The organism is Nocardioides sp. L-11A (assembly GCA_029961745.1).
Lineage (GTDB): Bacteria > Actinomycetota > Actinomycetes > Propionibacteriales > Nocardioidaceae > Nocardioides.
Window position 1 is genome coordinate 3,175,389 of the sequence record CP124680.1, and the last position, 11,862, is coordinate 3,187,250.

An 11,862-nucleotide genomic window follows, 5' to 3' on the forward strand; every position below is an offset into this window, starting at 1 on the left:
TCCTCACCTCACCCCGAGATCCGGAAGCCCGGGTCGCCGCCCCAGAACACCAGGGTCAGGACCATGTCGAGCACGACGATGGACACGATGCTCGCGCGGATCCCGGTGCCGGTGGCCTCGCCAACAGCCTGCGGACCGCCCCCGACGCGCATGCCGTACCAGCAGTGGATCAGGGCCACGGTCAGGGAGAAGATCAGGATCTTCACGATCGAGAAGGCGACGTCCCTGGGTTGGATGAACGTCGAGAAGTAGTGGTCGTACTGGCCCCGCGACTGCCCGAACAGGAGAACGACCGATGCCTCCGAGGCGATATAGCTCCCGATCAGGCCGATCAGGTAGAGCGGCAGGATCGCGACCATGCAGGCGATCACGCGCGTGGTGCAGACGTAACGCACCGCGCTGACCGCCATCACCTCGAGGGCGTCGATCTCCTCGTGGATCTTCATCGAGCCGATCTGGGCGGTGAACCGGCAGCCGACCTGGGCGCCGAGCGCCAGTGCCGCGATCAGCGGCGCCAGCTCACGGGTGTTGACGCTAGCGGAGATGAAGCCGGTCAACGGAGCGAGGCCGACGATCTCGAGGCCGTTGAACCCCTCGATGCCGATCGACGTGCCGGCCGCGACCGACAGCAGGATCATCACGCCGACCGTGCCGCCCCCGACGAGAAGGGCGCCGCTGCCCCAGGCGATGTCCTTGATCTGACGCAGCACCTCCTTGGGGTAGAGGGCGAGGGTCGCCGGGATCTCGCGGAACACCTTGCCGGAGAAGCTCACGAAGGAGCCGAACATCGCGAGCGTGCTCATCAGGGCGTCGGCGAGGCCGACGACGGCGTCGGAGAACCGGGCCCCGAGCCCGCGACCGAGCTGGACCTCGGACATCAGGCACCTCCGGGGAAGAGCATGACGTAGGCCTGGGTCAGGCCCACGTTGATGACGGCGAGCAGGATCACGCTGAGGACGACGGCCTGGTTGACGGCGTCGGCGACCGCCTTGGGGCCGCCGCGCGCGCTCAGCCCCTTGTGCGCACACACGATGATCGCGACGAAGCCGAAGATGAGGCCCTTGAGCTCGGCGAGCACCAGATCACCCGGCTGGGCGAGTCCGACGAACGAGTCGAGATAGGTGCCCGACGAGATCTGGCCGCCGCCGACGACGATGACGAAGGCGGTCGTCATGGCGGTCATCGCCACGATCACGGTGAGCAGCAGCGACACGACCAGGGCCGCCAGGATGCGGGGGGCGACCAGCCGCTGGATCGGCGAGATGCCCATGACCTTGAGCGCGTCGATCTCCTCCCGGACGGTGCGGGCGCCGAGGTCGGCGCACACCGCGGAGCCGACGGCACCGGCGATCATCAGCGAGGTCACGAGCGGTGCGCCCTGCCGGAGCACACCGATGCCGTTGACCGCGCCGATGAAGGACTGGGCGCCGATCTGATTGGCGGCGGCGCCGATCTGGACGGACGTGATGACGCCGAACGGGATGGCCACCAGGATCGTCGGCAGCAGCGAGACCCGGGTCATGAACCAGCACTGGAGGAGGAACTCGGACCACGAGAACCGGCGGGCGACGATGTCGGAGAAGCCCCACTGGATGGACTCCACCGCGAGCTTCACCAGCTCACCGGTCGTGACCACCCCCGCACGGAACCGGCCGGTCATGTTGTCGAGGAGGGAGCGTCCCCCGGCGACCACCGCGCTCATCCGCGCGCCCGCCTCACGTCGTCCATGCCCCCGACAACGGATGTCACCCGGTCGACGTCATGGCCCGCGACGGCAAACACCGCGCCCGGCTCTCCCATACGCACCCCTGCCTGCCACACCGGAGCGCCGAACCCGCCCGCCCCCGCGACTGCCTGTTGCTCGGTGTAACACTTATCACGGCATTTGGTCACGGGTCCCGAGGTGACCGCGTGGCGCCAGGCGCGGGCCGCGCCGCGGTCGGCGCAGGCCCGCCGCGGCGACGAGGAACGGCACCCGCCCCCGGTGGCCGGCCCACGGACGCAGGTAGCGGGCCAGCTCCGCGTCGTCGAAGAGGCGGCCCTCCAGCGCCCAGCCGACGTCCTTGGCGACGTGGTAGTCGCCGAAGGACACCGCGTCCGGGTCGCCGAGCGCCCGCTGACGCACCTCGGCCGCCGTCCACACGCCGATCCCCGGCAGTGCCCGCAGCCTGCGCTCCAACTCCTCCCCCGTCAGCACGGCCGCGCGCTCCAGCGCGTCGGCGTGCCGGGCGGCGAGGACCACGGCCCGACTGCGGGCCGGGTCGACGTGGAGGCGCAGCCACTCCCACGACGGGATCCGCCGCAGCGTCGCCGCATCGGGCGGGACCATCAGGCCGTGCGCGGCGCCGGGCCCCGGAGCCGGCGTACCGTGCCGGCGGACGAGGGCCCGGAACGACGAGAACGCCTCCTGTCCGGTCACCTTCTGCTCGATGATCGCGGGCACCAGCGCCTCCAGGACCAGCCCGGTGCGCCCCTGCCGCAGGTGCGGGTGGTGCCGGCGGGCGTCGGCCAGCACCGGATGCCGGGGCTCGAAGCCGGTCCAGTCGTCGAGGTCGCCGAGCAGCGCGGGCAGCCGGTCGAGGGCCCAGTCGGCTCCCGGTCCCCATGCGGACGCCGTGACGGCGCCGGCGCGGTCCGGCTCGGAGACCGCGAGCGCCGCCACGCCCTGCGGCGTGCGCGTCGCGCGCCAGTGCCGGCCCGCGACCGCCAGCCGGTGGGTCGGGTCCCCGGCGCCCCGGCGCTGCTGGCGCAGCAGCGCGCCCACCGGGACCGGCCGACCCGGCCGCCAGAGCCGGGTCGCGTCGGGGGCGTCCGAGGTGGCCGCGGCGCCCGACGAGGTCATCGCAGCACTGTACGGCGCACGGCAGGTCGCTGCGCTTCGGCCCGCGACGGACTAGGCTCTCTCGCGCAGGGACGAACCCCTTTCGTTCCGGACGTACATCCTCAGGCTCCGGAGGGCAGTTGAGCATCGACACCACGCGCGGGCGCCGGACCCGCCTCGACCAGGAGGCGGTGCTCCAGGCGGCGGACCGGCTCGTCGACCGCGACGGGTACGACGCGCTCACCATGACCTCGCTCGCCGCCGAGCTCGAGGCCCGGGTCTCCTCGCTCTACAACCACGTCGCGAACCTCGAGGACCTGCGGGCGCTGATCCAGGTGCGGGCGATGCGCCTGCTCGGCGAGCACGTCCGCGCCGCCGCCATGGGCCACGCCGGCATCGACGGCCTGCGCGCCCTCAGTCACGCGCTGCGCGCCTTCGCCCGCACCCACCCCCAGCGCTATGCCGCCCTGACCCGCCCGCCGATCGACCGCGAGGCGTTCTACACGGCGGCACTCGACGCGATCGAGGCGCTGGCCGTCATGGTCCGCTCCGCAGGACTCCCCGACGACCGGCTGCTGCAGAGCGCGATGGCGCTGTTCGCCTCGCTGCACGGGTTCGTGTCGCTGGAGGTGGCCGGCTACTTCGGCGACCTGTCCGGCACCAGCGCCGAGGCCCTCGACCTCGATCTGGTCTACGAGCAGGTCATCGACGGCGCCGTGACCGCCGCCTCCCTGGAAGCCCTCTGACGGACCGATGCTGCTCCGCGACCTCGTCGACGTCTCCCGCCAGGTCGCCGCGACGCGCTCGCGCAAGGAGAAGACCCGCCTGATCAGCGCCCTGCTGCTCGCCGCCGACCCCGGTGAGCGCGCGCTCGTGGCCCACTACCTCGGCGGACGACTCCGCCAGCGCCGTACCGGGCTCGGGTGGCGGGGCCTCCAGGCCCTACCCTCCCCCGCCTCCGCGTCCACCCTGGAGGTCGGCGAGGTCGACGCCGCCTTCGCGGCGATGTCGCTGCTCGCCGGGCCGGGCTCGGTCGGCCAGCGCGGCGTCGCGGTCGCCGACCTGTTCGGGCGCGCGACCGCGAGCGAGCAGGAGTGGCTGCGCGCCGTCGCCGTCGGCGAGGTCCGCCAGGGCGCGCTCGAGGCGATCGTGACCGAGGCGCTGGCCGCGGCCGCCGAGGTCCCGCTGGCCGCGGTCCGGCGCGCCGCGATGCTCGCGGGCGGCTCGACCTATGTCGTCGACGCGGCCTTCTCGGGCCCCGACGCCCTCGCCGAGGTCGGCCTGACCGTCGGCCGGCCGGTCCTGCCGATGCTGGCCTCCTCCGCGCCGGATGTCGCCGCTGCGATCGCCAAGGCCGCCGGCGGCGCCGGACCGGTGGGCGTCGACGCCAAGCTGGACGGCATCCGGATCCAGGTGCACCGCAGCGGCGACGACGTCGTGATCGCCACCCGCAGCCTCGACGACGTCACCCACCGGCTGCCCGAGATCGTCGCCATCGCCCGCTCGCTGCCGGCCACCCGGCTCGTGCTCGACGGCGAGGCCCTGTCCCTGGCCGACGACGGCCGCCCGCGCCCCTTCCAGGAGACGGCGGCGCGCGCCGCCTCCGAGGTCGCGGTAGGCGGCACTGACAGCACCGGCATGACGCCGTACTTCTTCGACGTGCTGCACCTCGATGGCACCGACCTCATCGACCGGCCCGCCCATGAGCGCTGGCGCATCCTGGAGGACCTGGTCCCCGCCGAGCACCGGGTGCAGCGCTGGATCGGCACCGACGTCGCCGACGCCACCGCCTTCACCGACGCGGTCCTCGCGTCGGGCCACGAGGGCGTCGTCGTGAAGTCCACCGACGCCGGGTACGACGCCGGTCGCCGCGGCTCGGCCTGGGTCAAGGTCAAGCCGGTGCATACCCTCGACCTGGTCGTCCTCGCCGTGGAGCACGGCTCCGGCCGGCGCCGCGGCTGGCTCTCCAACATCCACCTCGGCGCCCGCGACCCGTCCTCGCCCACCGGGTTCGTGATGCTCGGCAAGACCTTGGACAAAACTGGATCACACACTAGCCCGCCAGGGTGGGTTCCGGTCGGCAAGACGTTCAAAGGCATGTCGGACGAGATGCTTGCGTGGCAGACCGAGCGATTCCTCGAACTGGAGACCCACCGAGACGGACACATCGTCTACGTCAGGCCCGAGCAAGTCGTAGAGATCGCGTTCGATGGCGTCCAACGCTCCACTCGGTACGCCGGCGGCGTAGCGCTGAGGTTCGCACGCGTCGTTCGCTACCGCGAGGACAAGCCTGCTGAGGAAGCCGACACGATCGATACGCTGCGGTCCTACATCTAGTCACGAACTGCTACTGATGGCACTCCTCCAGCTGGCGGGGGCAGTCACCATGACGGCGGGGCCGGACCCCCACTGGCGGGGCGGACCGCCCCTCACTTCGGCACGCCGAAGGCGGGCCCTTTCGTAGTCGATCACGAACGTCACGCGAGCTCGGCGCCCTTGGTCGCCCGGATCCAGACCGGCAACCCCATCGCCGACACCTTCGATCGCCTCGGTGCGACGAGCCGGCGTGCGTCGTAGCCCGGTCCACCCACGTGGCGGTGGCGACCGAACGTGGTTTCCCGCGGGCCGACGTTGCTCCACGCGCAGGCCGCCGACGTCCGCGAGGCCGGCCGCCGCGAGATGATCGAGCAGGCGTCCCGTAAGGAGCGCGCGATGATGGGGCCAGTCGTTGTCTTCCTCGTCCTCCCGACGACGGCGCTCTTCGCCTATAGCCCGACGAAGGTGGAGAGAGAAGGAGTTTGCGATTGGCCCTACGATGTCCCGCGAGGAGGGCGGATGGCATCGGACATTGAGCGTCAGCAGGCGGCTGCGCGTGCGCTTTCCGATCCTGCGGTGCAGGCCCAACTCATCGCGGCTACCCGCCGGCTCGCGGACCAGGAGTACATGGCAGCCGTCAGACGATCCATGCAGGACGTCGCCAACCTGATGGCCGACCGCGAGTTCTGGGCGTCGTATCGCCGCTCCGTCGTCAGCATGATGTCCACGCTGTCGAGCGCGGAGTTCTGGGAGTCGTACCGCCGCTCGGTCGTCGCCACGATGTCGCTGTTCTCGGACCCCAAGTTCTGGGAGTCGTTCCGCGAGCAGATGATGACGGCGACGAGGGTCGTATCGAGCCCTGACTTCGCTGCTGCTCTCCAGAGACAGGTTGCTGCCCTGTCCGCCACGAACCAGATGTACGCGGACGCGGTGAGGCAGTCGCTCGAAGGGATCTCTCAGCAGATGGCTGACCCAACGGTCAGCGCGGCCATCCGTCAGCGGCTCGCAGCTGCGTGGGAGGAGCAGCAGGCCAGCACGTCAGGTCACGATGGGCCGTTGCCGCTGATGCTCTTCGCTAACCTCGTCTTCACGTGCGTCCTCCTCTGGTGCCTGGGCTACTTCTTGGGGGAGGCCAACAGGACCGGCGAAGATCTGTTGGAGGCCAACCGCTTCGAGGTCGCTTCCAGTGTGGGGTTCGCCCTCACGATTGCCTTCGGGGCTCGCAACGCGGTGTTGCGGGGCGGGAAGTACCTCGGAATGTGACCTTCTGTGCGGCTCTGAACGGCCTGTCCGCTGAGCCCTCTACGCTCGCTTGGGTTCGGAACTTGAAGCGACAGGGGACCGTTGGATGGACAACATTGAGGATCTGCTGCATCGGCGCACCGATCTGAGCACCTTCTTGGTCCACCTGACACGTGACACGAAGAAGTACGAGGCGCGACAAAACCTCCTTAGCCTGTTGGAAGACCGAACCATTCAGGCGCGAACGCCGCTCGGGATGGCTGCGGATCTCGATGACTACCTCAAAGACACGATCGCGACCCAACGTGTCGTCTGCTTCTCGGAAACGCCGCTGGAGCACTCCTGGATGATGGTCCGGGACATCAAGGGTCGACAGCAGAAGTTCAAGCCGTACGGCATCGTGTTCAGCAAGTCCTTCGCTCGCCGGTGCGGCTGCAATCCGGTCTGGTACCTCGACATCACGATTGGACATGACTGGCTCACCGTTCCCGTGAACGAGCTGATCTCCCAGGCGAAGGCCGCGAGCCAGGGCCGTCGCGGACGGCTTAAGGCGGAGCTCCTCGCGAATGAGAGCGTCTTCCGGCTAACGCCGTTCATCGAGCAGATGGGCAACCCCTCAGGCACCCGTAAGGAGTTCTGGTGGGAACGGGAGTGGCGACATGCCGGTCACTTCGCATTCCGGCCCCGCAAGGTGGTTGCGGTGCTGGCACCCGAGTCGGACCACGAGGACCTAGCCGATGAGATCGCTGACATAGACCTCGATTGGGCGAAGCGGCGAGTGCCGCTACTCGATCCGTCGTGGGGACTGGAGCGCATGATCTCCGCGCTCGCACGCATCGACCCCGACGACGCCGGCCCCTGGCCGGAGTAGGTCCGCGATGCTCGCCGGACCGTTGTTCGAGTACGACCGCATCCGTGACCTCGTGCCCACACGGCAAGGCATGGGGCCTGTCTGGGTCGCTTGGGACACGAACGTTCTTTCTCTCTACGAACGCTACGTCGCAGCCATGTGTGAGGGGGACGAGCTCACTGTCCTAGGGACGGACCCAAATGAGGTCGAGGCGCTGTCCACGCTCATTTTCGTCTGGCTCTGGTGGGATCTGCGCTTCATCATCGTCGACGCAACCGCAACGGACACCAAGAATCCAAGGCCGGCTGCCCTAGTGGAGCAACGCGACCGTGCGATGGAGGGGCTGCGACGCGCGCTGTCGCTCGGTCTCGACGGGGATGGAGAGGACCCGGAGCCACGCATCCCGTACCTGCCTCCACGAGTCATCGCCAGCCTCCCGAAGGGACACGACCGCGTGATGGTTCCGGACGCCTTCGCGGTCGGTGCAGACGTGTTCCTCACCATCGACAAAGGGATCCTCAAACGAGCTGCCGTACTGCGCGATCAAGGCTTGGTGGTCCTGCCGCCCACCGGCCTCGTTGATGCGCTCGTAGAGGCAGGGCTGGACGTTGAGAGCGGCCCCCGTCAGATGGGCAACGGGCTGGCCCCTGACCTCGGACATATGTCTGCGCTGCTCGAAACCCTTGGGGTCTGAGTCACTCGTCGGTCGGGGAATGCAACTGGCCGGGCTCGAAGACCCAGTCACCCTCGACGCCATCCATCTCGACGGTGAATCGGTAGATCGGCGCTCCTCGGTCTCGTCCCCACGATCGGTCCACGATGGTTCCGATGCGCCACTGTCCCGGTTCCTCGTAGCGGTTCCACACCCGGACGCGCATCCCCGTATGCCACTGTTCGCCTCGCCGTTCCTCCGTCATCTGGCGAGCCTAGGGCGCGGCGACCACTGAGGGGAGCCTTGGACGTGCTGCCTCAGGCGAGTCGCCGTGACTCACCTGCTCGCGCCCCCTGGGGGCAGGACCCCTCGCGCTGAACCTCCCGACCGCTACGTCATAGCACGAAAGATCCTGTGACGCTCAAAGGTCTGGAGGCAGGCAGCCGCAGGTGTGACCACTCCGAGGGCATTTGGGTCAGGTGTTCCGCGGCGGGAGTCCCAAGTGCTCGCGTATCTCCTGGTCCCGAAGGCCACCGGCGATCATGAGCGCCTTGATGACTTCCTCGAAAACGGCCTTGTCGGAACCGATCTCCCATCCAAGGTACGCCTGCAAGCGTTTCAGCATCTCGTCAACCGCCAGGAGCGGCGCGATCAAGTGCCACGCGATGCCCTCGGTTCGTTGCCACGAGTCGACTTCGATCCAGATCGCATGCTCACCAGCGATGTGAATCGGAGGACGGTAGGAGTGTGCGACAGCAGACAGCGAGCGATACGTCGTCCGCCCGATGCCCGGAAGGAGCAGTTCAGCCATCGACATGGCGGAGGCTGGCCTGGTTTCGCCGTCCCCGTGGATGACTGGCGGCGTCCACCTCTTCCGGTTGTGCGGGGTAACGCTAAAGCCGAGCTGAATCGCAAACTCCCGCAACTCATCCAGTTCGGTAAGTAGTCTCTCCGAGATCTCAGCGTCCCCCGTGAAGTTCGCGCCCTCCTTCACATCGTTGAAGTGGACGTTCATCGCCCGCCGCAGACGTTCCTGCGGTCCGACATCGAGATCCGTAAGGAAGCACGCCACAGAGGCGGCTTCAAGAACCGTTCGAGTGAGGGTTAGCGGTGCTCTCAATGCGCCGCCTTCGATTGCCAGCAGGTCTCCAACGGCAGCCAAGTGATCCAACGCAGTGTTGGAGCACCGGGTTAGATGTTCGATCGCTCTGACCGTGGGATTGCGGATCGGGTTTGTGTCCAACCAGTGCGTGGATTGAAGGTCAGGCGACGCGCTGAAGGCGACCGTTGGAGCATCCCACCGGGAGACGTCTTGTTCAGCGATCGAGCCGGTCGCAGGCTTCCACGCGTACGTCTGTGTCGGCGACATACCAGCCGCCAAGCAGTAGTGCACCCTCGCGAGGTTAAGGATCCTTTGGCTGCTGCGAGCAATCTCTGCAAGCAGCGGCCCGAGCACGTCGCCAGTGGGCCGCAACTGCACGACCTGACGGTGCTCTTCCCCAGCGCGCTCAAGGTCGTCCAACCACGCTTGCGCATCGAACTCTTGGCTGCTGTCACTCTCCGTCACGGGACCAGCATGACGCCACACCCCTGATGCCGAGCCGCATTTGCGCCGCGGCGTCTAATGGAACGACAGATGGCCCCTCCTGGCGCTCCCGGAATCGAGAGGCAGGAGGGGGCATTGTTCGCTCAACCGGTGCCGAACAGGTCGTCCAGTCCGGCGAGGAAGTCCTCCTCGTCGTCGGGAGCTTTCTGCAACTCGATGTGGAGCTTGCGTCGATCGCCCTCGGTGGCGAGCAGAGCACCGAGCGCCTGCATGATGACACGCAGGTACTCGGGAGATCGTCGGCCTCCCTGCTGATACAGATGCTCGATCTGGTCGCATACGATGTAGAGCACGGCGTAATCGCTGGACTCGAAGTAGGCCGCGCCTCCGGACTCCAACATCGAGTCCCACACCATCCGAGCGGCCTTGGACCATTCGGGATCGGGCACCGGAACAGTCGCGGGGTTGCTCTTGCCCCGGACTGTCGTCGTGCCACGCTGCTTGCGCTTTCGCTCACCGGCCGGGGTGAGGTCTTCAGTGCGATTCGGCATCGTTGCCAAGCTTGGTCTCCTTCTTGTTGAGGTAATCGGAGCCGATGGCTCCGAAGGGTTCGTGCTCCGATGGATGGCAGAACAACGCGGCGTAGGCGTCGTACAAGGGCACGCCGACGAGGCGATCGAGCAGCGCCGCCTTCTGACGCACCCTTGCTCCGGCGTCATCGTTCTCCTCGATGGAGCGGACGAGGGCCACTAGCGCTTCGGCTCTGTCGACCTCGATCCCTGCTGACAGGAATGCACCAAGGCGGTAGATGTCGGTGGTCGTCATCGTCATCCTCAGGTCGTCCTCGCCTCGATCCGCATGATCTGCACCGCCGTTCGCCGCTTGATGCTGCCGGCCGTGACCTTCTGCCCCGGCTTGAACGCCGATTCGCAGTCGAGTTGCTTGCCCTGCCGAACGAACTTCCTGCCCAGCGCCTTACCGCCCTTCACGCGGCCCACGCTCCGATCTGAGGCGGACCAGAGACCGAAGGGGTGTTCCCAGCCCACCTGGCCGCGTCGTCCCCCGCGTTGCGCCACGAGGGCCCCGTGCCGGTGCAGTCCGCACAGACCGGAGCGACCTCTGAGAAGCCGAGTTGGTGGCCGTAGGCAGCCTGCACGCTGCAGGGCTCGCAGAAGCCGTCGCTGAGGTACGTGTTCTTCACCCGGTGCCATGTCCGAGCCTGCTCCAAGGTCTCTGCGCGACGGGATGACGCCGTTGGCTGCCGAGCCATCAGTTGACACTTCGACGGGAGCGAGCAGTGGCGGTGAACTCGATCTCGGCGCCGCTAGCGCCACCGGGACCGCTCGACCACGGGCGCACGTTCGAGATCTCGATCTTCTCGATGACACCGAGGTTCGGCGCGAGGCCGGATCGCCGCTCGACGAAGGGTCGGATCTCGTTGACGATCTCGTTAAGTGTCCAGCGGATGCCGTTGTCGCTGTAGGCGGCGATCGTGCCCCGAACAGTGGCAGCCTGCTCATCGCTGGCGACCACGGTCGTGTCGAGCACACGAGCAGCCCGTCCCACCGTGTCACTGCGACCACGCTTGGCGAACGCGACGATCTCGTGGGCAAGGCCGTCAGCACTCGGCCTCGGAACAACGGGGTTGTCGAGGAGAGCGTGCTTCATCGTGACGATGTTGATCGACTCGCCTTGGCTGAAGTTCCCAACATCGACAAACGACAGGTTGCCGTTCAGCGAGTGCTTCGCCATCAGGTCGCGCAGCATCTTGGTGTCGAGAACGGGACTGCCAAGGTTGTGCAGCTTCACGCTCACCTTGCCGGACGCGGTGCCAGTGCCCGTGTGCTCGGTCGGAGCGAGCGGCTTCACGACGATGGTCGGCACACCATCCTCGATCTCGATGTCTCCGACGGCGTACTTCGTGTCCAGCGGCAGCCGGAGGTCGTACGCGCTGTCGCGGAGCACCTGGGCGACGAACTCGGCGAGTTCCGCATCTGCGTTGGCAGCAGCGTCGCGCCTTGCCGTTGCTTCCATGGTCTGCCGTCGTAGGACGAGCTCGTTGAAGCGATCTGCGAAGTACGCGGAAGCCAGGTCGGCAGCAGTGATGCCCTTGGCGCCGGCGAGGATCTGGTTTTCGAGGTTCTTGTAGGTGTTGGTCATGCTGTCGATCTCCTTCAGTTGACGGGGTCGGTCTGGCCGGCGCGCTTTCGGTTTCGGCGGCTCCGCTGGAGCTTCCGGTCGGCAGCGGCTTCTCGGCTGGCGTCGAAACTCGGGTGGATCGCCATGACCGTGATCGGCTCGATGGCGACTCGAGCCTCTTGGCCGGGGAGTAGCGGGAGCAGGTGCTCCCAGCGCTCATGGGGCCGGGCCAGCAGGCCGGGGTCGTTGATCGTGTTCCTGATGGGTTTTCTCCTTCTCTGCGTAGCCCGGTTTCG

14 protein-coding genes are annotated in these 11,862 nt (G+C 67.7%); 5 read left to right on the plus strand and 9 right to left on the minus strand.

The window, feature by feature from the left end; all coding sequences use genetic code 11:
- Window positions 1–8: 8 nt before the first annotated feature.
- The 3 genes from QJ852_15245 to QJ852_15255 all read right to left on the minus strand — a co-directional run bounded on the left by QJ852_15245 (window position 9) and on the right by QJ852_15255 (window position 2,842).
- Entirely contained in the window at window positions 9–878 is an 870-nt protein-coding gene (locus QJ852_15245; protein WGX94508.1) for an ABC transporter permease, read from the minus strand.
- Window positions 878–1,702, minus strand: coding sequence for an ABC transporter permease (locus QJ852_15250; GenBank protein ID WGX94509.1), 825 nt, complete (start codon window positions 1,700–1,702; stop codon window positions 878–880). The genes QJ852_15245 and QJ852_15250 overlap by 1 nt, the downstream gene beginning before the upstream one ends.
- Before the next feature lie 174 nt (window positions 1,703–1,876).
- Complete coding sequence (locus tag QJ852_15255) at window positions 1,877–2,842, minus strand: DNA-3-methyladenine glycosylase 2 family protein (protein ID WGX94510.1); 966 nt, start codon at window positions 2,840–2,842, stop codon at window positions 1,877–1,879.
- A gap of 119 nt (window positions 2,843–2,961) precedes the next feature.
- On the opposite strand from QJ852_15255, the gene QJ852_15260 reads away from it, so the two are divergent.
- The 5 genes from QJ852_15260 to QJ852_15280 all read left to right on the plus strand — a co-directional run bounded on the left by QJ852_15260 (window position 2,962) and on the right by QJ852_15280 (window position 7,923).
- Window positions 2,962–3,567: a WHG domain-containing protein gene (locus tag QJ852_15260; GenBank protein ID WGX94511.1), complete on the plus strand. Its 606-nt coding sequence runs from the start codon at window positions 2,962–2,964 to the stop codon at window positions 3,565–3,567.
- A gap of 7 nt (window positions 3,568–3,574) precedes the next feature.
- Window positions 3,575–5,158, plus strand: a complete 1,584-nt coding sequence (locus QJ852_15265) for an ATP-dependent DNA ligase (protein ID WGX94512.1) — start codon at window positions 3,575–3,577, stop codon at window positions 5,156–5,158.
- Window positions 5,159–5,431: 273 nt separating this feature from the next.
- A complete protein-coding gene (locus tag QJ852_15270) occupies window positions 5,432–6,400 on the plus strand; it encodes a hypothetical protein (protein WGX94513.1) in 969 nt (322 codons plus the stop codon).
- Window positions 6,401–6,485: 85 nt separating this feature from the next.
- A complete protein-coding gene (locus QJ852_15275) occupies window positions 6,486–7,250 on the plus strand; it encodes an abortive infection system antitoxin AbiGi family protein (protein ID WGX94514.1) in 765 nt (254 codons plus the stop codon).
- Between the two features lie 7 nt (window positions 7,251–7,257).
- Entirely contained in the window at window positions 7,258–7,923 is a 666-nt protein-coding gene (locus QJ852_15280; protein ID WGX94515.1) for a hypothetical protein, read from the plus strand.
- 1 nt (window position 7,924) lies between these two features.
- Here the strand turns inward: QJ852_15280 and QJ852_15285 are convergent, their stop codons facing one another.
- The 6 genes from QJ852_15285 to QJ852_15310 all read right to left on the minus strand — a co-directional run bounded on the left by QJ852_15285 (window position 7,925) and on the right by QJ852_15310 (window position 11,587).
- A complete protein-coding gene (locus tag QJ852_15285; protein ID WGX94516.1) occupies window positions 7,925–8,146 on the minus strand; it encodes a hypothetical protein in 222 nt (73 codons plus the stop codon).
- A 210-nt stretch (window positions 8,147–8,356) separates the two neighbouring features.
- Window positions 8,357–9,448 (minus strand): hypothetical protein, encoded by a 1,092-nt coding sequence (locus QJ852_15290; protein ID WGX94517.1) that lies wholly within the window; start codon window positions 9,446–9,448, stop codon window positions 8,357–8,359.
- Between the two features lie 122 nt (window positions 9,449–9,570).
- Window positions 9,571–9,987, minus strand: coding sequence for a hypothetical protein (locus QJ852_15295; GenBank protein WGX94518.1), 417 nt, complete (start codon window positions 9,985–9,987; stop codon window positions 9,571–9,573).
- Window positions 9,962–10,252 (minus strand): hypothetical protein, encoded by a 291-nt coding sequence (locus QJ852_15300; GenBank protein ID WGX94519.1) that lies wholly within the window; start codon window positions 10,250–10,252, stop codon window positions 9,962–9,964. Before QJ852_15300 ends, QJ852_15295 begins: the two co-directional genes overlap by 26 nt.
- Window positions 10,253–10,260: 8 nt before the next feature.
- Complete coding sequence (locus QJ852_15305; GenBank protein ID WGX94520.1) at window positions 10,261–10,425, minus strand: hypothetical protein; 165 nt, start codon at window positions 10,423–10,425, stop codon at window positions 10,261–10,263.
- A gap of 271 nt (window positions 10,426–10,696) precedes the next feature.
- Entirely contained in the window at window positions 10,697–11,587 is an 891-nt protein-coding gene (locus tag QJ852_15310) for a hypothetical protein (protein WGX94521.1), read from the minus strand.
- Window positions 11,588–11,862 lie beyond the last annotated feature (275 nt).

What these genes read in the sequence shown, in the direction of transcription:
- QJ852_15245 (WGX94508.1), bottom strand. Translation starts at nt 878, where the DNA reads ATGTCCGAGGTCCAGCTCGGTCGCGGGCTCGGGGCCCGGTTCTCCGAC.
- QJ852_15250 (WGX94509.1), bottom strand. Translation starts at nt 1,702, where the DNA reads ATGAGCGCGGTGGTCGCCGGGGGACGCTCCCTCCTCGACAACATGACC.
- QJ852_15255 (WGX94510.1), bottom strand. Translation starts at nt 2,842, where the DNA reads ATGACCTCGTCGGGCGCCGCGGCCACCTCGGACGCCCCCGACGCGACC.
- QJ852_15265 (WGX94512.1), top strand. Translation starts at nt 3,575, where the DNA reads ATGCTGCTCCGCGACCTCGTCGACGTCTCCCGCCAGGTCGCCGCGACG.
- QJ852_15275 (WGX94514.1), top strand. Translation starts at nt 6,486, where the DNA reads ATGGACAACATTGAGGATCTGCTGCATCGGCGCACCGATCTGAGCACC.
- QJ852_15280 (WGX94515.1), top strand. Translation starts at nt 7,258, where the DNA reads ATGCTCGCCGGACCGTTGTTCGAGTACGACCGCATCCGTGACCTCGTG.
- QJ852_15285 (WGX94516.1), bottom strand. Translation starts at nt 8,146, where the DNA reads ATGACGGAGGAACGGCGAGGCGAACAGTGGCATACGGGGATGCGCGTC.
- QJ852_15300 (WGX94519.1), bottom strand. Translation starts at nt 10,252, where the DNA reads ATGACGACCACCGACATCTACCGCCTTGGTGCATTCCTGTCAGCAGGG.
- QJ852_15310 (WGX94521.1), bottom strand. Translation starts at nt 11,587, where the DNA reads ATGACCAACACCTACAAGAACCTCGAAAACCAGATCCTCGCCGGCGCC.